This window comes from Uliginosibacterium sp. 31-12 (assembly GCF_030548425.1).
Classification (GTDB): Bacteria; Pseudomonadota; Gammaproteobacteria; order Burkholderiales; family Rhodocyclaceae; genus Uliginosibacterium; species Uliginosibacterium aquaticum.
Genome location: NZ_JAUOOA010000002.1, coordinates 152,690 through 175,930, shown reverse-complemented (window position 1 = coordinate 175,930; position 23,241 = coordinate 152,690). Strand labels below are relative to the sequence as shown.

23 protein-coding genes and 1 tRNA gene are annotated in these 23,241 nt (G+C 61.7%); 13 read left to right on the top strand and 11 right to left on the bottom strand.

The genetic code is table 11. From position 1 onward, the window contains the following. Positions 1-9: 9 nt before the first annotated feature. Positions 10-1,398: an ethanolamine permease gene (gene eat, locus Q3Y64_RS06025; protein ID WP_303560470.1), complete on the bottom strand. Its 1,389-nt coding sequence runs from the start codon at positions 1,396-1,398 to the stop codon at positions 10-12. A 283-nt stretch (positions 1,399-1,681) separates the two neighbouring features. On the opposite strand from eat, the gene Q3Y64_RS06020 reads away from it, so the two are divergent. From Q3Y64_RS06020 to Q3Y64_RS06010, 3 genes are all read left to right on the top strand, one after another. Next, positions 1,682-2,659: a helix-turn-helix domain-containing protein gene (locus Q3Y64_RS06020; RefSeq protein WP_303560469.1), complete on the top strand. Its 978-nt coding sequence runs from the start codon at positions 1,682-1,684 to the stop codon at positions 2,657-2,659. Positions 2,660-2,725: 66 nt separating this feature from the next. Beyond that, positions 2,726-2,920 (top strand): heavy-metal-associated domain-containing protein, encoded by a 195-nt coding sequence (locus Q3Y64_RS06015; RefSeq protein WP_170020777.1) that lies wholly within the window; start codon positions 2,726-2,728, stop codon positions 2,918-2,920. Positions 2,921-2,996: 76 nt separating this feature from the next. Then, positions 2,997-4,268: an MORN repeat-containing protein gene (locus tag Q3Y64_RS06010; protein ID WP_303560467.1), complete on the top strand. Its 1,272-nt coding sequence runs from the start codon at positions 2,997-2,999 to the stop codon at positions 4,266-4,268. Between the two features lie 46 nt (positions 4,269-4,314). Here Q3Y64_RS06010 and Q3Y64_RS06005 read toward each other — a convergent pair whose 3' ends face one another. From Q3Y64_RS06005 to Q3Y64_RS05990, 4 genes are all read right to left on the bottom strand, one after another. After that, on the bottom strand, positions 4,315-4,929 hold the full coding sequence (locus Q3Y64_RS06005) for an alpha/beta hydrolase (protein WP_101941356.1): 615 nt from the start codon (positions 4,927-4,929) through the stop codon (positions 4,315-4,317). A gap of 134 nt (positions 4,930-5,063) precedes the next feature. Continuing rightward, the gene (locus tag Q3Y64_RS06000; protein ID WP_101941355.1) at positions 5,064-5,540 is read right to left on the bottom strand and encodes a copper chaperone PCu(A)C; all 477 of its coding nucleotides are present in this window, start codon (positions 5,538-5,540) and stop codon (positions 5,064-5,066) included. A gap of 49 nt (positions 5,541-5,589) precedes the next feature. After that, positions 5,590-6,114, bottom strand: a complete 525-nt coding sequence (locus Q3Y64_RS05995; RefSeq protein WP_303560466.1) for a YcnI family protein — start codon at positions 6,112-6,114, stop codon at positions 5,590-5,592. Positions 6,115-6,181: 67 nt separating this feature from the next. Beyond that, positions 6,182-6,580, bottom strand: coding sequence for a DUF2946 family protein (locus tag Q3Y64_RS05990; RefSeq protein ID WP_303560465.1), 399 nt, complete (start codon positions 6,578-6,580; stop codon positions 6,182-6,184). Positions 6,581-6,667: 87 nt separating this feature from the next. Here Q3Y64_RS05990 and pap point away from each other — a divergent pair, with 87 nt between their 5' ends. Next, entirely contained in the window at positions 6,668-8,149 is a 1,482-nt protein-coding gene (gene pap, locus Q3Y64_RS05985) for a polyphosphate:AMP phosphotransferase (protein WP_303560464.1), read from the top strand. 53 nt (positions 8,150-8,202) lie between these two features. On the opposite strand, the gene Q3Y64_RS05980 is transcribed toward pap, so the two are convergent. Then, positions 8,203-9,633, bottom strand: a complete 1,431-nt coding sequence (locus Q3Y64_RS05980; RefSeq protein WP_101941352.1) for a S41 family peptidase — start codon at positions 9,631-9,633, stop codon at positions 8,203-8,205. 204 nt (positions 9,634-9,837) lie between these two features. Here Q3Y64_RS05980 and aroG point away from each other — a divergent pair, with 204 nt between their 5' ends. Further along, the gene (gene aroG / locus Q3Y64_RS05975; protein ID WP_101941351.1) at positions 9,838-10,920 is read left to right on the top strand and encodes a 3-deoxy-7-phosphoheptulonate synthase AroG; all 1,083 of its coding nucleotides are present in this window, start codon (positions 9,838-9,840) and stop codon (positions 10,918-10,920) included. Positions 10,921-10,982: 62 nt separating this feature from the next. Here aroG and proB read toward each other — a convergent pair whose 3' ends face one another. The 4 genes from proB to rplU all read right to left on the bottom strand — a co-directional run bounded on the left by proB (position 10,983) and on the right by rplU (position 14,001). Then, complete coding sequence (gene proB / locus Q3Y64_RS05970) at positions 10,983-12,098, bottom strand: glutamate 5-kinase (RefSeq protein ID WP_101941350.1); 1,116 nt, start codon at positions 12,096-12,098, stop codon at positions 10,983-10,985. 85 nt (positions 12,099-12,183) lie between these two features. Further along, positions 12,184-13,329 (bottom strand): Obg family GTPase CgtA, encoded by a 1,146-nt coding sequence (gene cgtA / locus Q3Y64_RS05965; RefSeq protein WP_101941349.1) that lies wholly within the window; start codon positions 13,327-13,329, stop codon positions 12,184-12,186. Positions 13,330-13,405: 76 nt separating this feature from the next. Next, positions 13,406-13,672 (bottom strand): 50S ribosomal protein L27, encoded by a 267-nt coding sequence (gene rpmA / locus Q3Y64_RS05960; RefSeq protein ID WP_101941348.1) that lies wholly within the window; start codon positions 13,670-13,672, stop codon positions 13,406-13,408. Between the two features lie 17 nt (positions 13,673-13,689). Continuing rightward, positions 13,690-14,001, bottom strand: a complete 312-nt coding sequence (gene rplU / locus Q3Y64_RS05955) for a 50S ribosomal protein L21 (protein ID WP_101941347.1) — start codon at positions 13,999-14,001, stop codon at positions 13,690-13,692. A 186-nt stretch (positions 14,002-14,187) separates the two neighbouring features. Here rplU and Q3Y64_RS05950 point away from each other — a divergent pair, with 186 nt between their 5' ends. Together Q3Y64_RS05950 and Q3Y64_RS05945 are read left to right on the top strand one after the other, a co-directional pair. After that, positions 14,188-15,117, top strand: coding sequence for a polyprenyl synthetase family protein (locus Q3Y64_RS05950; protein ID WP_303560611.1), 930 nt, complete (start codon positions 14,188-14,190; stop codon positions 15,115-15,117). 27 nt (positions 15,118-15,144) lie between these two features. Then, positions 15,145-15,221 (top strand) — tRNA-Pro (locus Q3Y64_RS05945). Positions 15,222-15,389: 168 nt separating this feature from the next. On the opposite strand, the gene Q3Y64_RS05940 is transcribed toward Q3Y64_RS05945, so the two are convergent. After that, the gene (locus tag Q3Y64_RS05940) at positions 15,390-15,674 is read right to left on the bottom strand and encodes a hypothetical protein (RefSeq protein ID WP_303560463.1); all 285 of its coding nucleotides are present in this window, start codon (positions 15,672-15,674) and stop codon (positions 15,390-15,392) included. Positions 15,675-15,883: 209 nt separating this feature from the next. Here Q3Y64_RS05940 and Q3Y64_RS05935 point away from each other — a divergent pair, with 209 nt between their 5' ends. The 6 genes from Q3Y64_RS05935 to Q3Y64_RS05910 all read left to right on the top strand — a co-directional run bounded on the left by Q3Y64_RS05935 (position 15,884) and on the right by Q3Y64_RS05910 (position 23,229). Then, the gene (locus Q3Y64_RS05935; RefSeq protein ID WP_101941339.1) at positions 15,884-17,203 is read left to right on the top strand and encodes a hemolysin family protein; all 1,320 of its coding nucleotides are present in this window, start codon (positions 15,884-15,886) and stop codon (positions 17,201-17,203) included. Between the two features lie 201 nt (positions 17,204-17,404). Beyond that, on the top strand, positions 17,405-17,770 hold the full coding sequence (locus Q3Y64_RS05930; protein ID WP_101941338.1) for a response regulator: 366 nt from the start codon (positions 17,405-17,407) through the stop codon (positions 17,768-17,770). After that, positions 17,767-19,059: a methyl-accepting chemotaxis protein gene (locus Q3Y64_RS05925; RefSeq protein WP_303560462.1), complete on the top strand. Its 1,293-nt coding sequence runs from the start codon at positions 17,767-17,769 to the stop codon at positions 19,057-19,059. Before Q3Y64_RS05930 ends, Q3Y64_RS05925 begins: the two co-directional genes overlap by 4 nt. 14 nt (positions 19,060-19,073) lie before the next feature. After that, entirely contained in the window at positions 19,074-19,406 is a 333-nt protein-coding gene (locus Q3Y64_RS05920; RefSeq protein ID WP_303560461.1) for an STAS domain-containing protein, read from the top strand. A gap of 2 nt (positions 19,407-19,408) precedes the next feature. Then, a complete protein-coding gene (locus tag Q3Y64_RS05915; protein WP_303560460.1) occupies positions 19,409-21,583 on the top strand; it encodes a chemotaxis protein CheA in 2,175 nt (724 codons plus the stop codon). Between the two features lie 38 nt (positions 21,584-21,621). Beyond that, complete coding sequence (locus tag Q3Y64_RS05910; RefSeq protein WP_303560459.1) at positions 21,622-23,229, top strand: methyl-accepting chemotaxis protein; 1,608 nt, start codon at positions 21,622-21,624, stop codon at positions 23,227-23,229. The last annotated feature ends 12 nt before the right edge of the window (positions 23,230-23,241 follow it).

Here is a 23,241-nt window from a genome sequence, read left to right as displayed (position 1 = left end):
GCCTCCCGCTTACTCGGTCTCGACCGCCAGGGCGGCCATCGGCGCAGCCGCGCGCTGGGCGTGGGTGGCGCGGAAGTAGCCGTAGCCCACCGCCAGGATGCCGGCGAAGACGGCGGCCAGGAGCGGGTTGAACCAGGTGACGGTGATCAGGCAGATCACAGCGCCACCCAGCGCGATGGCGGGGAAAACCGGGAAGAACGGCGCCTTGTAGGAACGCGGCAGGTCCGGCTGGCTGCGACGCAGCTTGAACAGCGAAGCCATGCTCAGGATGTACATCAGCAGCGCACCGAAGACCGACATGGTCACGATGTTGGCGGTGAGCGTCTGGCCACCGAAGGACAGTAGCTCGTCGCTGAAGATCGCCAGGATGCCGATCACGCCGCCAGCGATGATGGCGCGGTGCGGCGTCTTGAACTTCGGATGCACGGCGCCGAGCCAGCCCGGCAGGTAGCCGGCGCGAGCCTGGGCAAAGATCTGGCGCGAATAGCCGAGGATGATGCCGTGGAAGGAGGCGACCAGCCCGAACAGGCCCAGCCACACCAGCATATGCAGCCAGCCGGAGGATTCGCCGACGATCATCTTCATGGCCTGCGGCAGCGGGTCATTGATGTTGGCAAGCTTGGTCCAGTCGCCTGCGCCGCCGGCCATCACCATCACGCCAACCGCCAGCACCACCAGGGTGATGATGCCGCCGGTGTAGGCAATCGGAATCGAGCGTTTCGGGTTGCGCACTTCTTCGGCGGCCATGGCCACGCCTTCAATCGCCAGGAAGAACCAGATCGCAAACGGGATGGCGGCGAAGATGCCGGCGATCGAGGCCAGCGAAAATTCATCGGCTCCGGCCCAGCCGCCCTTGGTGAAGTTGGCGAAGGAGAAGCCCGGCGCCACCACACCCATGAATACCAGCAGTTCGAAGATTGCCAGCAGGGTCACGCACAGCTCGAAAGTGGCGGCGATGGTCACGCCCACGATGTTCAGGCTCATGAAGACCAGATAGGCACCGACGGCCGCGATTTTCGGATCCAGCGCGGGGAACTGCACATTCAGGTAAGCGCCGATGGCCAGCGCGATGGCCGGCGGGGCGAACACGAATTCAATCAGGGTGGCCATGCCGGCGAGATAGCCGCCGGTAGGGCCGAAGGCGTGATAGCTGTAGGCGAAAGGGCCGCCTGCATGCGGGATGCTGGTGGTCAGCTCGGTGAAGCTGAAGATGAAGGTGCCGTACATCAGCGCAACGGCGAGGGTGGTGATCAGGAAGCCGAGCGTGCCGGCCGAGGCCCAGCCGAAGCTCCAGCCGAAATATTCGCCCGAGATCACCAGGCCGACAGCGATGCCCCACAGTTGCCAGGTGCCTAGGCTTGCCGCCAGCCCGTGCGGCGCTTGCGTTGATCCACTCATGATTGACTCCAGTCGAGTTGGTTTGGTGAGCGCATCGTGAATCAAAGCCTGCCGGGAGGCGTATCAAGTTTTGGCACGTCGATAGCAGGATTTGGCACAGCTTTGTTGGCACCGTACCGAAGCCTTTCTGCACCAGACGAGGGCGTATCTTTGGTGCGCAGGACGGCGCTTCCGCCGGCATCCCGCCTGCCCGTGTGCTTACCTCAACAGGTCATGCAATGATCAGGCCCGGTACGCCGCTTGCTTAGAGCTAAAGTATTAGCGGTGGCGGGGTGTGATTTTCATGGATCAGTTTGTGAGGGACCGGGGCGACGCCCGGGAAGACTCGGCGCCGCGCGCCTTGCGCCGGGTGAGCCGGGCGCGTGATGCGGATGAGCATGCACTCAACCTTTCGCAATGGGATCAGCGTTACGACCAGCTCTCGGCGGGCGCATTCGAGGGCGAGGTGATGGAGCTCTGGCTGCCCAAGAGCCAGATCTTCGTCGAGCGCGCCAATCGCCAGTTGCGCCAGAGTTGCGCAGCCTGGAAGGACTCGGTGTGGTTCGGCATCCCGGCCGCCGAAGACGGCATGATGTGGATGGGCAGCAAGCCCTTGGCGGCGGACGCGGTATGCGTGCGCGACGGCGGCGTGGAGTTCGATCTGCTGACTGCGCCGGACTTCGATCTATACGGCATCGTGGTGGATCGCCCGGCCTTTGCGAGCCATCTCGAAGAAACGGCCCGCCTCGACCTCGATCGCGTGCTCCAGCAGCGCGATGTGATCTCCCTCGTGCCGGCGCGCAAGCATCGCCTGTGCGCGGCCCTGAGCAACATCCTGCTGGACGCTGAGGCGGCGGGCGACGATCCGGCGCTTCTGCAGGCGCGGGTCTTCGATGTGCTGGTGGAGGTGCTGCAGCAAGGCAAGGCCTCGGCTCCGGTCGCCCGGCGTTGCGTCTCTGCGCGCCAGCAGATCGTCAGCCGCATTCGTAGTCAGGTGCTGGCCAGTCCGGGCGAAGCGCCGTCGATTCCCGATCTGTGCCGGGACCTGCATGTGAGCCGCCGCACTTTGCAGAACAGCGTCGAAGAGGTCACCGGCCAGTCGCCGCTGAGCTTCATCCGCAGCTTGCGTCTCAACGAGGTGCGGCGCGCCCTCAAGCAGGATCACCGCAGTGCCATTTCCGCCGTTGCCTATTCCTGGGGCTTTACCCATCTGAGCCAGTTCGCCAAGGACTACCGCCAGCTTTTCGGCGAGCTGCCTTCCGAAGCCCGGCAGGAGCATTGAGCCGGGCTTGACCTTGCCCCCGGGGCAGGGATGAAGATGGCGGCTTTGCCAGTCAGGAGTTGCTCCATGTACGAATTCATCGTTCCGGACATTAGCTGCGGCGGCTGTGCCAAAACCATCACCCGCATTCTTGGCGAACTGGATGCGGCGGCCAAAGTGGAAATCGACGTGGCGACCAAGCAGGTGAAGGTGGAAACCGCGCTGGCCCGCGAAGCCATCGTCAGCCGCCTGACCGAGGCCGGTTTCGAGCCACAGGCCTGAGCGGCGCATCTCGCTTGACCGCGCGGGCGGCCAGCACATATCGTCAAGGCATCTTCTCCCTTTGCAGGATGCCCCCATGGCTGTGCGCCGCCTGATCCTTACGCTGCTCTTCGTGCTGCCTGGCCTGTGTGCGGCTCAGGGCGCGGTGCCGCTGCCGCCCGAGCAAAGCGTGCGGGCGAGTGACGCGCTGTTCACCGGACGCTTCGTGATCGATCCGCAGACCCAGCTGATCACTGGTGAGCTGACGATCAAATGGGATAACGGCAATCGCTACAGCGGCCAGATGCGCGCCGGCAAACGCCATGGCCAGGGGCGCTTCGACTGGGCCAACGGTCAGTCTTACGATGGTGAGTGGCAAGACGATCAGGCTACCGGCAAGGCCCGCATCGTGTATGCCAACGGAGATCGTTACGAGGGCGCCTGTGTGGCAGGCCTACGCCAGGGCGGCGGCCGCATGCAGTGGACCAATGGCCAATCCTACGAGGGGGATTGGGCCAACGATCAACCCGAAGGGCGCGGCGTGCTGCTGTTCGCCAATGGCGACCGCTACAGCGGGGATGTCCGCCAGGGCTTGCCGCAAGGCCAGGGCAGCAAGCTCTTTGCGGCGACGGGTGACCGCTACGAAGGCCAGTTCGACAAAGGGCTCGCGCAGGGCGAGGGCCGCTATACCTGGCCCAGTGGCGACCAGTATGTCGGCCAGTGGCAGCAGGGGCGCAAGCATGGCAAGGGGCGTTACACCTGGGTCAATGGCGATTACTGGGAAGGCCTTTTCCGCGAGGATCTGCAGGCGGAGGGGCGCCTCTATTTCGTGCCCACGATCAAGCTGGATCAGGAGAGCGTGAACAAGCTGATGCAGCAGGCGCGTGCCGCCAGCGACAGTTTCGCCGTGCGCCCCGGCGGCCCCGAACCGGAGCGCGCGCTGGATCTCGAGCGCCTTGCTGCGATTGCGCAGGTGGCGGCCGAACTGGAAGTCTGCGCCCAGCCTGCCGCTAAACCTGACTGCCGCGCCACCACCCTCGCAGCCATCGCGGCCGGCCGCCACTTCGAGCACGACTGGCAGAACATGTTTGCCGAGAAGGGCGTGAGCTATGACGTCGATCGTCGCAGCAGCAGCGAGGCCGGCGTGGTCTTCTCCTGGTTCCGCTTTGCCGATTTCAATGCCAACCTGTTGCGCCATACCGGCATCAAGTACGACTGCCGCAGCCAGGCGCTCGAAATCCAGCTCATCTACAACTGCAATGGCAAGGCTTGCAGCCTCGACAAGAATTTCGATCGCTACGTCGGCAAGACCATTCCGGCCGCCACCATCAAGGGCTGGTTCAAAGGCGGTTGCGAGCGCCGGCGTTAGGCCCTGTTGGCAATCATCCGTGATCCGGCGAGTGATTGTTTAGACCCTAGGCCGTCACCGCCGCCTGCAGCCGGCGCAGCAGCGCCAGGCCCTGCGGCCAGGGGCCGTGGCCACTGTCGGTATTCACATGGCCTACCGCACCGAGGTTCAGGAAACTCAGGCCGAGCTGGTGTGCGAGGCCGCGCGCCTTGTCCAGCGTCATCCACGGATCATTGCTGCTGGCGACCAGGATGGCGGGGATATCCAGCATTTGCGTCGGCAAACGCTCACGGACGCCGAATTTGTCTGGATCGGCGGGGGCCACCAGCAGCAGGCCGGCGATGCGTTCTTCACGGCCGACGCTGGCGTGCAGGCTGGCCAGGCTGCCAAAGCTGTGGGCAACGATCCATACCGGTTCGCGGGCGGCGTCGATGGCCGCTCCGAGGCGATCGCTCCAGGCGGCGAGATCCGGGGTGGTGTTGTCGGCCTGCTCAACGCGCTGACTGCCGGGGAGCTGTGCATGCAGCCAGCTTTGCCAGTGGGCCTCTCCGCTGCCGCGCAAGCCCGGCACGATCAGCACGTTTGCATTGTCAGGCTCGGCACGGGCAAAGGCGCGGGCTGCCAGCGCATGCAAGGCGTGGGATGAGGTGGTGTGAGCGAGAGAGTGGGCGAGGGCGTTCATGGCGTGCTCTGCGTGAATCAATGTCCGCACTCTAGCGCCATCAAAAGTGTATTTTTGGTATAAGTTGTAATTCCTATAGTTCTATTTGGAATAAAAAGGCGCCCGTAGGCGCCTGATGGAATGCTGGTTCGGGTTTAGTGCTGATGATGGGATTGAGCAGGCATCGCAGCGCCCAGTCCTTCGATCTTCACGTCCACCGTGATTTCGCCGGCTTTCTCGAACTTCAGGCGCAGCGGGAAGCTCTCGCCTTCCTTCAAGGGGGCTTTGAGGTCGAGGAACATGACATGCAGGCCGCCCGGCTTGAGTTCGACGCTCTGCCCGGCAGGCAGCTCGATGCCGTTCTCCAGTTTCGCCATGCGCATGATGTTGCCGTCCATGCGCATAGTGTGCAGTTCGACGAGCTTGGAGACGCCTGCGTTGGCGGACACCAGACGGTCCGCTGGCCCCTTGTTGTCGATCTTAAGGAAGCCACCGCCGGCAGCCGCGCCCGGTGCCGTGGCACGTGCCCAGGGCTGGCTGATGCGCAGATTGCCACTGGTGTAGTCGGCTGCCTGAGTGGCGCCAGCGCAGGCCAGCAGGGCAAGAAGAGTGAAGTGCTTGATGAATGACATGAGCGATTCCTTTGCAGGGGGCGGCGCCTTCTGGCGCCGCGTGTGAGGATCAATGCTGATGAGAGGGCTTGGCAGCGGCCGGGGTGAGGGTCAGGACGGCTGCCGGGAAAGCCGGCTTGTCATGCCCGGTCGGGATGGCCGCCCAGTCGTTTTCGCCCTTTTCGCAGTTCTGCAGCACGCGGAAGTAGTGCTGACCTGCTTCAGCAGGCAGGCTGCCGCGCAGGACGAACTCGTCGTACTCGGTATCCAGCAGACGCCCGCCGCTCCAGGTGATCACCGCCGCCCGCTCGGTGATGGGCTGGCCATGAGAGTCATAGGGCTGCAGCAAGGGCTCGTTCTGGATGCTGAGGGCCCAGCCCGGTTTGGGCATGGGTTTGGCGCCCACAAAGCCCGGCGGCAGGAAGACCGTGATGCGGGTGGTGGGCGAGCCCGCGCAGCCGTGGCCGACGCGGAAGACGGCCTTGTAAGTACTGCCAGCGATGGCACTGGCTTGCTCGAGGGTGACATGGGCCTGGGCGGCAGGCAGGGTGCCGGCGGCAAGCGCCAGCATCGCCAGTAGATTGCGATAGTGCATGGAATTCTCCGTGTTGGCCGAAGGAGTGGCCATTGCCTTGCATCCCGCAGGATGCGCGTGAACGGGGTCAGGCGGAGAAGGCCGGCGGTGCCCGCGAATGGTAAGCGGCAGTGGCTGAACCTGGCAGGTGCAGCTGTGCGGCCGCCAGCGGCCGGGGCTGAAACAGATCGCTACGCAGTGCCAGCGTGAAATAGGCCGGAGGATTGAGCGCCAGGTGGGCGCCCGCCATGCACAGCGGGCAGCGCAGCATCTGCGCCTGCTCTTTTTCCTGGACAGGTTGGGTCTGCTCATCCAGCGCCACCCACATGGTTTGCTGCGGACTGCCTACCGCGCACAGGCTGGTGTAGAAACCGCGCGCAGGTGTCTGCAGCAGGCCGTGCACAAAGGGCAGGGCGGCATGCAGGAGGATGGCCAGCAAGGCCATCCAGACGATATTACGCTGGGGGATGAAGGGGCGACGGCTCATGGCGTGCTCTGGTTTCTGGCTGGATTATGCCTCAAGCAGGCTCTGCCTCTTGCCGCTAAGCTTCGGAACCCTTACCGGAGTACCTCCATGTTTGAATCCGCTGAAGTGGGCCATCGCATCGACAAGAAAAGTTTCCGCCAGCAGGAGGCGCTGTTGCGCAATGAGTTGCTGCTGGCGCAGAGCGCACTCGGCAAGCTCGGGAAATTTCCGGTCGTGCTGCTGATTTCCGGCGTGGATGGCGCAGGCAAGGGCGAAACCATTGCCCAGCTCTATGAATGGCTGGACCCGCGCTTTCTCAGCACTCTGGCCTTTTCCGAGCCTTCTGATGAGGAGCGTGAGCGTCCCGTGATGTGGCGTTACTGGCGCGCGTTGCCGCCCAAGGGGCGGATCGGCATTTTCTCCGGCTCCTGGTACTCGGCTCCGATTGCCGAACGCATCGCGCGCAAGCTCCCGCGCAGCGCGCTGGACAATCGCCTGGATGAAATCAACCGTTTCGAGACCATGCTGGTGAATGAAGGTGCGCTGGTGCTCAAGTTCTGGTTTCATCTCAGCCAGGCTGGGCAGAAGTGCCGTCTCGAGAGGCTCGAGAAAGATCCACGCACTGCCTGGCGGGTAACGAAGCTCTCGTGGGCGCGCATGAAAACGTACGACGAGTTGCAGGAGGTGGCCGGCCATGTCCTGCGTGTGACCAATACGGCTGCTGCGCCGTGGATCATCGTCGATGGTACGGACGACAATTACCGCAACCTGTGTGTGGGTCGGGCTTTGCTGGATGCGCTCAATGCACGCCTCGCTGTGAGTGTCCAGCAGTCTCCCCTGGCGGTCGCAGCACCGCTCGCCGCACGCATCGATGAGCGCAATGTGTTGAGCGCGCTGGATCTCGGGCAGCGTCTGGGCGAGAAGAAATACGCCCGCGAACTGGCGAAATGGCAGGGCCGCCTGTCAGAACTCTCTCGCCACAAGAAGTTTGCTGGCCGCTCCCTGGTGCTGGTTTTCGAGGGCATGGACGCGGCGGGCAAGGGCAGCGCCATCCGCCGCATCACCGCTGCGCTGGACCCGCGCCAGTTCCAGATCGTGCCGGTGGCGGCTCCTACCGATGAAGAGCGTGCCCAGCCCTACCTGTGGCGCTTCTGGCGGCATATGCCGCGCCAGGGGCGGGTTAGCATCTTCGACCGTTCCTGGTATGGACGGGTGCTGGTCGAGCGCATTGAAGGTTTCTGCGCGGAGGCTGACTGGTTGCGCGCCTACGCCGAGATCAACGACTTTGAGCATGAGCTGATCGAGGCGGGCTCCATCGTGTTGAAATTCTGGCTCCAGATCGACAAGGCAGAGCAACTGCGCCGTTTTCGGGAGCGCGAGAAAATCGAGCACAAGCGCTTCAAGATCACCGAGGAAGACTGGCGCAATCGCAAGAAGTGGAAAGCTTATCAGCAGGCTGCGGTCGACATGATTGACCGCACCAGTACCGGCAAGGCGCCGTGGATCGTGGTGGAAGCCAATGACAAGAGCTTTGCACGCGTGAAAATTCTCAAGGCAATCTGTCAGCAGCTTGAGCGCGTACTGGCTTGAGCAGGGCTGCGCGCTTCGGAGATCCGACCAGGCCGGATCTCCGAAGGCGGGGTTCAGCGCATGATGGAACTGCCGAGCCCACGCAGTGGCACGTCATCCTGCACGATCGCATCACTGACGCTTCCCGAACTCTGCAGTGCGAAGGCCACCGAAGTAGTCGGGCATGAACCGGTACTGCGATGGGTCAGGGCAGCAGCCAGCATCGCCTCCGAGCTGTTGCCCAGTTCGTGGCTGAAGTCGTCCGCCACCGTGCAGTTGGCAGTCAGGCCTGCTTCGTAGTCACCAAATCCCTTGGCGTTGAGGCCCTTGAAGGCGAGTGCGAAGTAGGCGTTGCCGCAGTTGTCTGTCTCATACATGCCATACGGCTTGCCGCAGGTTTTGCCGCCGATCGTGATCACTTCCACATCGATGCCACGCAGACCATTGATCACGGCTTCACTGGCCGAGCAGGTCGAGGACGTGGTGAGCACATACACCCGCTTCAGGCTCAGGGATGGCAGCGCCACGGCGAGACCGGTGTCGTAGTAGTTCAGCAGCTTGAGCGGCATGAAAGGAAAGTCGTAGTTGTCCGCACTGCGCTTGTCGTTGTGGACCAGGCGCTGGAATGTCTTGTAGCCAACGCTGTTGCTGGCATCCAGACTCTTGCTGCCCGCGATCATGTAGCCCAGTTCGCCGGCAATCGCCAGATAGCCGCCGCCGTTGTAGCGCATATCCAGCACCAGATCGCTGATGCCAGCCTTGGCAAAATTGTTGATGGCGCTTGCGAGCTTGGCCTCGGAAGGCTGGGTGTGTTCATGGAAGGCCAGGTAGCCAATTTTGGTACTGCCAGCGGTGAGGGTGGAGGCCAGTGGCAGCGGATCGGAACTGAAGCTGGCGGCCGTCAGGGTGACGGAAATGCTGGCGCCGTCGGACTGACGTACATAGGCCAGGCTGACCTTGTCTCCTACCTTTCCGTAGTAGAGCGCGTTGATCTGTGCGCTGCTGAGGTTGCTGCTCACACTGCTGCCATTGATGGCGGTGATCCGGTCGCCACGCTTGAGGCCGCCCAAGGCAGCCGGGCTGCCCGGCTGCACCAGTGCTACGCGCAGGCTCTGAGCACTGTCACGGCGGGTGTCGATGCCCACTCCGGTGGCGCTGCCGGACTGAAACATGGCGGCAGCTTCTGCTGCGGTGATCACGAAACTGAAGCGATCCTTGGCGGGTTGGGCGCGGCTGGTGAGATCAAGGAAGAAATCGGCAGGCTGGCCTGCGTAGGAGGCGGCCGTTGTTTGCGGTGCATCCTTGTAGAACAGGTAGTCGTTGTCGACATGATTGCGCACGAAGTTCAGTTGCTCCGTGTTGCTGCAAGTACTCGCGGTACTGCTGGATGAGCTGCTGGTGGCGGTTGCGGTAGTCGTGCTGCTACCTCCGCCACCCCCTCCACCGCATGCAGTGAGTACAAGTGTAGCCAGGATGAGCGGCAGATAACGGATACAGGCGTGCATGAAGACTTCCCCCCGGACTTTGTTTTTGGATGATATTTATTGAGGCCGATTATACGGACTGCTGCCCATATGTCATTTGTTCCGGTGGGTCGCTTTGATATCGGGCAAGTTGCGATTTATCGCATCGATAGCCTTGCGCAGGCGGGCTCAAGTGAGGTTCCGGGCTAGAATGAGGTCCTGATCCTGTTGTCCGAACGAAACATCATGAGTGCTTCCAACCAGCTTCACATCGACGATGTCCGCATCCGCGAAATCAAGGAGCTCGCTCCGCCTGCTCACGTGCTACGCGAGTTTCCGGCCACTGAACGCTCCGCCCAGACCGCTTTCGAGGCGCGCAGTGCGATCCACCGCATCCTGCATGCTGCGGACGACCGCCTTCTGGTGGTGATCGGGCCGTGTTCGATCCATGACACGAATGCTGCTGTCGAGTATGCCAGGCGCCTCAAGGATCAGGCTGAACGCTTCAAGGACGACTTGTTGATCGTGATGCGCGTGTATTTCGAGAAGCCGCGTACCACGGTAGGCTGGAAGGGCCTGATCAATGATCCGGGCATGGATAACAGCTACCGCATCAACGACGGCCTGCGCCTTGCGCGCAAGGTGTTGTGGGAAGTGAATGAGTTGGGGCTACCGGCGGCGACCGAATTCCTCGATATGATCACCCCGCAATACATCGCTGACCTGATCTCGTGGGGCGCGATCGGCGCACGTACCACCGAGAGCCAGGTGCACCGTGAGTTGGCGTCGGGGTTGTCCTGTCCGGTCGGTTTCAAGAACGGCACCGATGGCAACGTGAAAATTGCGGTGGATGCGATCAAGGCTGCTGCGGCGCCGCATCATTTCCTGTCGGTGACCAAGGCGGGCCACTCGGCCATCGTGTCGACCAGCGGCAACGAGGATTGCCACCTGATTCTGCGTGGCGGCAAGGAGCCTAATTACGATGCTGTCAGCGTCGACAAGGCCTGCAAGGAGCTTGCCGCCAGCGGCGTGGCTTCCAAAGTGATGGTGGACTTCTCGCACGCCAACAGCAGCAAGAAGTACGAGCGCCAGATTGAAGTGGGCAGGGATGTTGCGGCGCAGATGGCGGCTGGCGATGAGCGTATCTTCGGCATCATGTGCGAATCCCACCTCGTGGCCGGGCGCCAGGATCTGGTGCCGGGCAGGGCTCTTGAGTACGGCAAGAGCATCACCGATGCCTGCATCGGCTGGGAGGATTCGGTCGCTCTGCTCGAGACGCTGGCTGAAGGTGTGCGGCAGCGCCGCATCGCCCGTTCCGCTCAGGAATAAGCTGATCCGTAGAAAAAAGAAGGGCCGGGTTTTACCCGGCCCTTCTTTTTTTGCTTCGGCGCTCAGCGCAGAACCAGGTTGTCGCGGTGGATCAGCTCGGGCTCTTCAATGTAGCCCAGAAGCTGTTCGAATTCGTTGCTAGCGTGGCGTGCAATGCGCCGGGCTTCTGAGCTGGCGTAATTGCTGAGACCGCGCGCGAGTTCGTGCCCACTCTGATCCAGGCAGGCTACGGCAGCGCCGCGGCCGAATTCACCGCGCACTTCCGTCACGCCGATCGACAGCAGGCTGGCTCCTCCCTTGAGCGCCCTGGCGGCCCCCTCATCCAGCACAAAGCTGCCGGCCAGCTGCAGGTGATCAGCCAGCCATTGCTTGCGAGCGGCGAGCGGCGTGCTGCTGGCGTAGAGCAGGGTGCCGAGGGCTTCGCCGGCTGCTAGGCGGATCAGCGGATCGGTTTCGCGGCCGGATGCAATCAGGGTGTGCGCGCCGGAAGAGGCTGCGCGCTGTGCCGCACGGATCTTGGTGATCATGCCTCCGCGCGAAATACCGCTGCCGGCACCACCCGCCATGGCCTCATAGCTACGGTCCTCAGCCTGCCCTTCGCTGATCAATGTAGCCGCAGGGTCCTTGCGAGGGTCTGCGGTGTACAGGCCCTTCTGGTCGGTCAGGATGATCAGTGCATCCGCTTCGATCAGGTTGGCGACCAGTGCGCCCAGCGTGTCGTTGTCACCGAACTTGATTTCGTCGGTCACGACAGTGTCATTCTCGTTGATGATTGGCACCACGCCCAGCTCCAGCAGGGTAGAGAGCGTGGAGCGCGAATTCAGGTAGCGCAGGCGATCGGCCAGATCGGCATGGGTCAGCAGGAGCTGGGCGGTTTTCAGGCCGTACTGGTTGAATGCGCCCTCATACGCCTGTGCCAGGCCCATCTGGCCGACGGCTGCTGCTGCCTGCAGGGCATGCGTCTCGGCCGGCCGCTCACTCCAGCCCAAGCGTTGCATGCCAGCCGCAATCGCGCCGCTGGAGACCAGTACGATCTCGCGGCCTTCGGTTCTCAGTGCGGCAATCTGGCGCGCCCAGTCGCCGATGGCGGTCAGGTCCAGACCAGCTCCGTTGTTGGTGACGAGGGCGGAGCCTACTTTGACGACGAGACGGCGAGCGTTGCGGATGGCATTGCGCATGGTGTGTAGGGTGCGCCATGCGCACCTTCGTGCAAGGGGTTGAGAGCAAGATGCTGCGCTATGCGCAGCCTACGATTTTGAGTGCTTAGCGAGCGTAGATGATCTCGCCGTCGTAATCATCGTCTTCATCTTCATCCTCGTCCTCCTCGTCGTCCGAGCCGATCGGGTAAGCGTTCGGGCCAGCGGCGACTGCCGCCAGTTCTTCCTCTTCGCTCCAGCGCGGCAGGGCGTCGATGAAGTCCTGCAGGGCGAAGATCAGTGGCTGGCAGCCGTTGCCGCTGATGCCGGAGATGGCAAACCAGCGTTCCGGCTCACCGTAGGCGTCGAGGAAGGCGCGGATGCGATCTTCGCGCTCTTCTTCTGGGATCAGGTCGAGCTTGTTGAGCACCAGCCAGCGGGTCTTTTCGGCCAGCGATTCATCGTATTTGCGCAGCTCTTCAACGATTGCACGGGCTTCGCGCACCGGATCGACTTCCGGGTCAAAGGGCGCCAGATCTACGAGGTGCAACAGCACGCGGGTACGCTGCAGGTGGCGCAGGAAACGATGGCCCAGACCAGCCCCTTCCGAGGCGCCCTCGATCAGGCCGGGGATGTCGGCAATTACGAAGCTGCGGCCTTCACTGGTACGTACAACGCCGAGGTTGGGGGCGAGGGTGGTGAAGGGATAGCCGGCAACCTTGGGCTTGGCGGCGGAAACAGCGCGGATGAAGGTGGACTTGCCTGCATTGGGCATGCCCAGCAGGCCGACGTCGGCCAGTACCTTGAGTTCAAGCGCGAGCTTAAAGTGCTCACCCGGCTCGCCATTGGTTTTCTGGCGTGGCGCACGGTTGGTGCTGCTCTTGAAGTGCAGGTTGCCGAGGCCACCCTTGCCGCCCTGAGCGATCAGCACCTGCTTGCCGTCCTGATTCAGGTCGGCGATCAATTCGCCAGTTTCCTGATTCTTGATTACGGTGCCGACCGGCATCTTCAGGAACAGGTCTTCGCCACCCTTGCCGTAACAGTCAGTGCTGCCGCCCTTTTCACCATGCTCGGCGCGGAAGGCACGGGTGTAGCGAAAGTCGACCAAGGTGTTCAGGTTGCGGTCGCCTACGGCGTAGATGTTGCCGCCACGGCCACCGTCGCCGCCGTCAGGGCCGCCACGGGGGATGTATTTTTCGCGACGGAACGACGCGTTGCCGTTGCCACCGTCGCCGGCATAGACATCAATGCGCGCTTCGTCGAAGAATTTCATGGTCTTTCCTGAGTCTCAAAAATGAAAAAGCCCCATCGCAGCGCGAAGGGGCTTTCTGCTATCGCGCGGAAGCTGATCAGGCCTGGGCTTCCGGAACGATGGTCACGGTGCGACGCTGCTGCGGGCCCTTGACCACGAACTTCACGTGGCCATCCTTCAGCGCGAACAGGGTGTGATCCTTGCCGATGCCGACGTTCTCGCCCGGGTGATATTCAGTGCCGCGCTGACGAACAATGATGTTGCCAGCCAGAACGAATTGACCACCGTAGCGCTTGACGCCGAGTCGTTTTGCTTCTGATTCGCGGCCGTTACGTGAACTGCCGCCTGCTTTTTTGTGTGCCATGGCGTATTAGCTCCTGCTTAGGCCGAAATCGCTTCGATGCGGATTTCGGTGAAATTCTGACGGTGGCCCTGATGCTTCTGGTAGTGCTTACGGCGACGCATCTTGAAGATCTCGACCTTCTTGTGACGACCCTGAGCCAGGACAGTAGCTTTGACTGATGCACCTTCAACCAGGGGAGCGCCGATCTTGACGGACTCGCCTTCGCCGACCATGAGGATCTGGTCCAGCGTGATTTCAGTGCCAACGTCTGCCGGTATCTGTTCTATTTTGATTTTTTCGCCAGCGGCAACGCGATACTGCTTGCCCCCGGTTTTTATGACCGCGTACATGTGGAACTCCAATTGCAAAGAGCGTGGGAAACGCGAGATTATGTTGATTCGAAAAGGGAAAGTCAAGCCGTATCTTCAGTTCAGCTTGACGCTGCTGCGAGCCGCCGCCTAACATCCCGCCTTTCCCCAAACGCCCCGAGTGAAGCCTTGCAGCTAGAACAACTCTACGCGCCGGTGGCCGCAGACATGGAAGCGGTCAACCAGGTCATCCGCAAGCGCCTGTCTTCCGAAGTCGTCCTGATCAATCAGGTTGCCGAGTACATTATCGGCGCCGGTGGCAAGCGCATGCGTCCGGCACTGCTGTTGCTGGTGGCTAATGCGCTGGGCTATCGCGGCACACATCATCACGAATTGGCCGCGGTGGTGGAGTTTATTCATACCGCCACCTTGCTGCATGACGATGTGGTGGACGAGTCTGATCTGCGCCGCGGCCGCAGCACGGCGAACGCCATGTTCGGCAACGCTGCTGCTGTTCTGGTGGGTGACTTCCTGTATTCCCGCGCCTTTCAGATGATGGTAGGGGTGAAGGACATGCGCGTGATGAGCGTACTGGCTGATGCCACCAACGTGATCGCCGAAGGGGAGGTGTTGCAACTCCTCAATGTACACAATGCAGATGTGACGGTAGAGGATTACCTGAGGGTGATTCATTACAAGACCGCCACCTTGTTTGAGGCGGCTACTCGTCTGGGCGCCATTCTTGGCCGTCTGGATGACGCCGGGCAGGAGCGCCTGGCTGCATTCGGCCGCCATATCGGCACAGCCTTCCAGCTGATTGATGACGTGCTGGATTACTCCGGGGATGAGGCTGAAACCGGCAAGCATCTGGGTGACGATCTTGCGGAAGGCAAACCGACCTTGCCGTTGATCCATGTGATGCAGCATGGTGAGCCTGCTGAGGCAGCGCTGGTGCGTCGGGCAATCGAAGAGGGTGGGCGCGAGTTGTTTGCTGAGGTGATGGCTGCTGTGCACGCGACTGGCGCACTCGAAGCAACGCGCGCTCATGCCGCGCGTGAGGCTGAGGCCGCTGCGGCACTTTTGATTGAACTTCCCCCTTCCAATTTCAAGGAAGTGCTGCTACAATTATGTTCTTTCGCAGTTGGCCGGAATCACTGAGGCTGCAGCTAAAAAAGCAGTAACAAACGGGGTGTAGCTTAGCCTGGTAGAGCGCTACGTTCGGGACGTAGAGGCCGGAGGTTCGAATCCTCTCACCCCGACCAGATACAACGGCCGGATCAACGCAATGTTGGTCCGGCCGTTTTCATTTCCGGAGTGGCTGTGAAGCGGCTGTCGGGCTGAGAAGGCGCTGGCATCTTTCCGGGAGATGCTGATGTGTCAGGCGGCTGAAGTGGCGCTATTGGCTGGCAGCCACGGCTCCAGTATGTGGCTCAGGCGGTTTGATTCCAGCCCAGCGTTTTCAGAGCGTGCGAAACCTGATGGAGTGCTTCAGTGCGACAGCTCTTGCCCGCCAGCGAGAATTGTTCTGGTCCCAGCAGAGGTTGGCGCTCGGGCGCCTGATTGCCCCGGTGGATGAAGAGATAGAGGCCATCACCATCTTCGTCGGTGCCGACGATTCCATAACGACTGCTGCCATGTACGCCACGGATCCACCAGGACCAGCGCGGCGCTTGGCCATTTGCGCAGTAACTGGTTGATTCGATGTGAAAAGGCATGTTTTGTGGCGTTCGTGGATGGCGGGAGGCGAATCCTAGGGTAAACCCTTTTTTTCGGCTAGGGTTATCCGTCAATTTTTGCAACCGATTGATTCTGAACAAGCTTCGGAAGTGGTGCCCGCTCAATTTGGGGCCGTAGGCGGTCGGAAGGGCGGCGTGTTATTCTTCGACGCTTGTGAAAACCTCGCCGGATCAGGCCGGCGATATGTATGAATCTGGTTTTTCTGCTGTTGCTGCTGATCGTGCTGAATGGCATTTTTGCCATGGCTGAGATAGCAGTCGTGTCCTCGCGCAAGGCGAGGCTGCAGAAGCTGGCCGACGAAGGCTCGCTGGGCGCGAAAGTGGCACTGCGCCTGCATGATGATCCCTCCTCCTTCCTATCCACTGTTCAGGTGGGGATCACTTCGATTGGTATTCTCAGCGGCGTAGTGGGTGAAGACGCTCTGGCGGTGCCGATTGCCGAGTGGCTGGCAGGCTTTTCCACCCTTGAGCATTACGCTCGTCCACTTTCGGTGGGTTTCGTGGTGGTGTTGATCACCTACCTGTCGGTAGTGATAGGCGAGTTGGTGCCCAAGCGCTTGGCTTTACTGGCTCCGGAGTCGATTGCGGCGGTGATTGCCGGCCCGATGTCCGGCCTGGCCCGCGCTACGCGTCCGCTGGTGTGGCTGTTTTCGGTTTCCGGTGACGTGATCTTGCGCCCCTTCAATGCGCGCCGTTCCGACGAGCCACCGGTGACCGATGAAGAGATCAAGGTGCTGATGGAGCAGGGCGCTGAGGCCGGAGTGTTCCACGAGAGCGAGCAGGAGATCGTTTCGAACGTGTTGCGGCTCGACGAGCAGCGCATTGGTACGATCATGACGCCGAGGAAGGACGTGCATTTCGTCGATCTTGAAGAGCCGCAGGAATTGCGCAATACGATCGCGGATACCGAGTACGGCCGCCTGGTGGTGTGCCGGGGTGGGCTGGAGAATGTGCTGGGCGTGCTGCATGTGGCTGATCTGCTCAAGCCTGCACTGTCTGGCGAAGTGCTTGATGTAGAGTCGGCGATCCGCCCGGCGCTGTATGTGCCGGAGACCGTGACGACTTCGCAGTTGCTGGAAAATTTCCGCAAGACTCGCGTGCAGTTTGCGCTGGTGGTGGACGAGTACGGTGAGCTCGAAGGCGTGGTGTCACTGACCGATGTGCTGACCTCCATCGTCGGGGAATTGCCCGCTGATGACGAGGAGCCGGATTCTGATGCGATCCGTCGTGAGGATGGCAGTTGGCTGATCGAAGCATCAATGAGCGTGGAGCGCTTCCATGATTTCTTCGAGGTGGATGAGCTGCCGGGCAGTGAAAGTGGTGGCTTCCACACCATTGGCGGCTTTGTGATGCATATGCTGGGCCGAGTGCCGCGCGTCGCAGACCACTTCGAATGCATGGGGATGCGGTTTGAAGTCGTGGATATGGATCGACATCGCGTCGACAAACTTCTGCTGACCATTCAGGAGCCGGATCTGCGTGCGCAGCTGGCAGCCAGCAAGGACTGAGCGCCGTAATGCAGGAACGAACAAGGGCTACCCCGTGGGGTGGCCCTTTTTGTTTGGCCTTACTGTCCTGATGGGCAAGCAGCCTAGTTTGCGTCTCAAAAAGTAACAGTTCCACTTCAGTCGCCGGACGCCTTGCCGATAGGTTTCAGGAGACCGGGCGCATCTGTCCGCCTGATCCGGTGAAGCTCAACGGGGGACATCATGAAGTCGATCCTGCTGGTGGACGATTCGGCAACCGTGCTACTGAGTACGTCCAGCATCCTGGCCAAGGCGGGTTATGAAGTCAGCAAGGCAGCTTCGGGCGACGAAGCATTGGGCAAGCTCAACTCGGGGCTCAAGCCCAATCTGGTCATCACCGATCTGAATATGCCGGGCATGAATGGACTTGAGTTCATCCGCGCCGTGCGTCAGTTGCCCCTCTTCAAGTTCGTACCGATCCTGTTTCTGACCACCGAGTCGCAGCAGTCCAAGCGTGCCGAGGCCAAGGCCGCCGGTGCTTCGGGCTGGCTGGTGAAGCCTGTGACGGCTGATGAACTGCTCGGCACCATCAAGCTGGTCATGAAATGAACACCCCGCAGCCACTCAACTGCCATCGCTGTTTCATCCTGCGCGTGTCCCTGGTGTCGCTGGGCACGGCAGCGGTGATCGGCTTTCTGGCCTGGCTGGGCTTTGACTGGTTCAACCCGCGCCTGCAAGACTGGTTCGGGCTAAGTCCGCGTGGGGCTGCGTTGCTGGTGGTGGAGGGCGCCGTGCTGTGTGCGTTTGCGGTGCAGTTTATTGCTTCGCTCCTGCTTTTTCGCGATCCGGCCTTTGGCCTGGCGGCTCAGAGAGAGCAGGTCGAGGGGGACTTCCATAGTGTCTGGCAGCGCCGGGTGCACCCGGTGCGTGAAGAGCTGCTGGGGTTTCCTGCTTTCCAGGGGGTGGTGCACAAGCAACTGGGGGCGGTAACGGTGGCAACCGAGGCGGCCGCACTGCGCATCATGGAGCGCCTGCAGAAGGTGGACGAACACCTGACTGAAATGAACGATTACATCGGCGCTTTCAACCAGCAATCCGAAATGATGATGGAGAACTCGCGTGCCGGGCTCGATAAGAACACCCGGCGGGTCGAGGAAATGCAGCGCTATATCGCAGACCGGGTGACAGACAGCGAGGACGAGCATCGCCGCATCTCGGAAATCGTCGCCGATGCGCGCTCGCTGGAATCTCTCGTGGATCTGATCAAGCATGTGGCTGGCCAAACCAATCTGCTTGCCTTGAATGCGGCGATTGAAGCCGCGCGGGCTGGTGAGGCGGGGCGTGGCTTCGCGGTGGTCGCCGATGAGGTACGCAAGCTCTCGGTGCAGACCGAGCACGCGGTCGTGCAGATTCGCGAGGGCATCCTGAAGGTGGCCTCCCGTGTCGAAGAGCAATTCGCCCAGCGCATGGCACATGACGTGCAGAAGGAAGAAGTCGAGACGCTGGAGGAGTTCTCTGGTCAGCTCATCGAGATGGGCGCGCGCTACGGCTATTTCGTGATGCGCGAAGGGGAGACGGTGGAGCAACTGCGCACCACCAGCGAGGCGCTGACCCGCACCTTCATGGATGTGATGGCCGATATCCAGTTTCAGGACGTGACGCGTCAGCAGGTCGAACACGTGCTGGCGGCGATCGGCAAGTTGGGCGCACACCTGGAACAGATGGCCGGCGTGCTCGATCCGGCCTGTGCCGAGGCACCTACGCTGGTGCCACTGGCCGACACACTGGACGACATGTTTGCGAACTACGTGATGGATGAGCAGCGCGATGCCCATGCTTCGGCTCTGGGCAATTCGCCCTCTGCTGGTGGTGGTGGCCCCAAGGTCGAGCTGTTCTGAGCGAGGAGAGTGGCATGCCTGGAAGTGGAACGCAGCAGATGACGCCGGTGGGCGGCATCACGATCTACAACGCGGGTGAGCTGAAGGCCCAGCTCCTGCAGCGGCTGGAAGAAACCGAGTTGCTGGAGCTTGATCTTTCGCGTGTGGATGAACTCGATAGTGCTGGTTTGCAGGTGCTGGTGCTGGCCAAGCGCGAAGCGCAGCGTTGTCAGCGCCATCTGGCCATCGTGGCTCACAGCGCCGAGGTGCAGGAAGTGTTCGATCTGCTTGGGCTCGCCCGCTGGTTTGGCGACCCGATGCTGATGCACGCTGATTCACACAGGGCCGCAGCGGCCCGGGAGGCCTGAACATGGATCCGGTCCGCGAGGCCTTCATGGCCGAATGCACGGAATTGCTGGCGCTGCTTGACGAGAGCCTGCTTGCGCTCGAGAACGATCCGCTCAACGCGGATCTGATCAATGCGATCTTTCGTGCGGTGCACACCATCAAGGGTGGCGCCGGCATCATCGAATGCGGTTTCATCGAGCGTTTTTCGCATGTGCTTGAAAACGCGCTCGACGATGTGCGCGAGGGGCGTCTGGCGATCTCGCCCGAGCTGCTCGATACGCTCTTTGGCAGCGTGGATCACTTGCGCGCCCTATTGCCCTTGATCCCGGATCACACCGCCAATCCTTCGGCAGACATGGACGCCATCGGCGCCGAACTGCTGGCCCGCATGCGCCAGATCAGCGGTCAGCCGGAGGCCGTTGCGGCCAATGCCGCCGTGCAACTGCCGCTGCAGCAGGGTACGGGCAGTCTGATCGGCCACGATTGCTGGCACATCTCGATCCGTTTCGGTGAGAACGTGCTGCGTGAAGGCATGGATCCGCTGTCATTCATCCGCTACCTCGCCAGCTTCGGCGAAATCGTGCATATCACTACGCTGGTGGACGCGATTCCGGCTGCGGCCAGCATGGATCCTGAATCCTGTTATCTGGGCTGCGAGATTGATTTTCGTGCTGACACGAGCAAGGAAAAGATCGAGCGCGTATTCGAGTTCGTGCGTGATAGCTGCTTGCTCCATATCCTGCCGCCGGACAGCAAGTTGGCCGACTACATCGAGCTGGTCATGAGTCTGCCAGAAGACAATCTGCGGATCGGCGAGATCCTGGTGGCGGCCGGGGCGATCACCCGTCAGGAGCTGCTCGACAGCCTGCAGATCCAGAGCCGCGAAGAGAGTGCCGGTGAGCCGCTGGAAACAGCGCCGCAACCGCTGGGAGAAATTCTCGTCAGCCAGCAGGTGGTTCAGAAAGAGATCGTTGAGGCTGCCGCTGTGAAGCAGGTCAAGGCGCAAGAGAAGCGTGCTGCTGAAGCCCAGCTGATCCGCGTGCCGGCAGACAAGCTTGACCATCTCATCAACCTTGTTGGCGAACTCGTGATTGCCGGCTCGGCTGCTGCGATGGTGGCCCAGCGCACCCGCAACAGTGCCCTGTTCGAAGCCACCGCCACCATCTCCAGCCTGGTCGAGGAGGTGCGCGAGAGCGCCTTGCGCCTGCGCATGGTGCAGATCGGCGAGGTATTCACCCGCTTCCAGCGTGTAGTGCGTGATGTGGCCAAGGAGCTGGACAAGAACATCGAGCTGCGCATCTCGGGTGAGGAAACCGAGCTCGACAAGAGCGTGGTCGACAAGATTGGCGATCCGCTGATGCACCTCGTGCGCAACGCGATCGATCATGGCATCGAAGCCCCGGATGTGCGGCGTGCGCGTGGCAAGCCCGAGCGTGGCACGGTGGGGCTGAACGCCTATCACGAGTCAGGCAGCATCGTGATCGAGATCTCGGACGATGGCGGCGGTCTCAACCGGGAGCGGATCTGCGCCAAGGCGATCGAGCGCGGCCTGATCGCAGCCGGCGCCGAGCTTCCCGATCAGGACATCTATCGCCTCATTTTCGAGCCCGGTTTTTCCACCGCAGATCAGGTGAGCAAGCTCTCTGGCCGCGGGGTGGGTATGGACGTGGTCAAACGCGGTATCGAATCCCTGCGTGGCACGGTGGAGGTTGAGAGTAGTGAAGGCGTCGGCAGCCTGTTCCGCATCCGTTTGCCGCTCACTCTGGCCATCATCGATGGCTTCCTGATGGGCGTTTCCGGCGCAGCCTACGTGGTGCCGCTGGACATGGTCGAGGAGTGCATCGAACTGTCGGCCGACAAGGCTGGCAGCCGCTACATCAACCTGCGCGGTGAAGTGCTGCCGTGCATCCGCTTGCGCGAATTCCTCGAGCTTGGCGGGCTTGCCGGGCGTCGCGAAAACGTGGTGGTGGTGCGCTACGGCACGCAGAAAGCAGGCCTGGTGGTGGATGAGTTGATGGGCGAGTTCCAGACCGTCATCAAGCCGCTCGGCCGCATCTTCCGTCACCTGCGCGGGGTGGCCGGCTCGACGATTCTCGGGGGCGGCGAAGTCGCCCTCATCCTGGATGTACCGGCCCTGATCGCGCTTGCCGCTGATCAGGAGCGCGCCCAGCGCACGGCCAGCCCGGCCAGTGCCTGACGCCGCAGTCAATCGCTTTAATGTGGAGGAGCTGGATCATGTTCAAGAATCTGAAACTCGGAGTAAAGCTGGCCGTCGGCTTCGGTCTGGTCGTAGCCATGATGGGCATCATCTCCATCCTGGCCTACACCCGCGTCGTCGCGCTCGACGAGATGGTCAATGTGATGGTGAATGACCGCTTCCCGAAGACGGAATGGTCCAACAATGTCATCAATGACCTCAATACGGTGGCCCGGCGTCTGCGCAACGCCGTGCTGGCCGACAAGCCGGATGCGGTGAAGGCCGAACTGGACCAGATTCCCCTGCTGCGCAAGAGCATTAGCGACAGCCTCGAAAAGCTCGAGAAAAACATTACCTCCGAAAAGGGCATTGAGCTGCTCAAGGTCGTGAATGTAGCGCGGGCTGGTTATGTCGCCCAGCAGGATGTGGTGATCAAGGCGGTTAACGAAAACCGGCGTGCCGACGCAGTAGCCACCATTTTCGGTGAGCTGCGCAAGACCCAGGCCGCTTACATGGACGCCGTGAATGACCTGATCAAATTCCAGGTCAAGCTGATGGAGGAGGATGGGCATAGCGCCGAGAAACTGGCCGAGCAAACCAAGCTGCTGGTGCTGGTGGTGTTCTTCGGCGCCTTGTTGATTGCGGGCCTGGCGGCCTGGATCGTGACCCGCAGCATCACCCGGCCGATCAATCAGGCGCTTGAGGTGGCCAACCGGATCGCGCAGGGGGATCTCACCGCCACGGTCAAGGCAGACAGCACTGACGAGGTAGGCATGCTGCTGGGCTCGCTGGATGCAATGAGCGCCAAGCTGGCCCAGATCATCACCGAGGTGCGTACTGCGGCCGACAGCCTCACCGGCGCCTCCGGCCAGATCAGTGCTACCTCGCAGTCTCTCTCGCAAGCCTCCAGCGAGCAGGCTGCCAGCGTCGAGGAAACCTCAGCTTCGATGGAAGAGATGAGCAGCTCGGTGACCCAGAACGCAGATAACGCCAAGGTCACCGACGGCATGGCCATCAAGGCCGCACGTGAAGCCGGCGAGGGCGGTGAGGCGGTCGAAAAAACCGTTCTCGCCATGAAGCAGATTGCCGACAAGATCGGCATCATCGACGACATTGCCTACCAGACCAATCTACTGGCGCTCAACGCTGCGATCGAAGCCGCGCGCGCCGGAGAGCACGGCAAGGGATTTGCCGTGGTGGCGGCTGAAGTGCGCAAGCTGGCTGAGCGCAGCCAGGTGGCCGCGCAGGAAATTGGCGAACTGGCCGGCGGCTCGGTGCAGCTGGCAGAGAAGGCTGGCAAGCTGCTCGATGAAATGGTGCCCTCGATCCAGAAGACCTCCGAACTGGTGCAGGAGATCGCTGCCGCATCCACCGAGCAATCGGGCGGCGTTGGGCAGATCAATGCCGCCCTTTCCCAGCTCTCCCAGCTCACCCAGCAAAACGCCTCGGCGTCTGAAGAGCTGGCGGCCACGGCCGAGGAAATGAGTGGCCAGGCCGAGCAGTTGCAGCAGCTGATGGCCTTCTTCAAGCTGGCGGGCGGGGCGGCGAGTGCCGGAGTGGTCGACAAGGCCATGCGCTCCACGCGCCACACCGTACGCATTGGCTCCGGTGGCGAGCCGGGCGACAAGGAATTCGTGCGCTTCTAAAGGAAGGGAGGG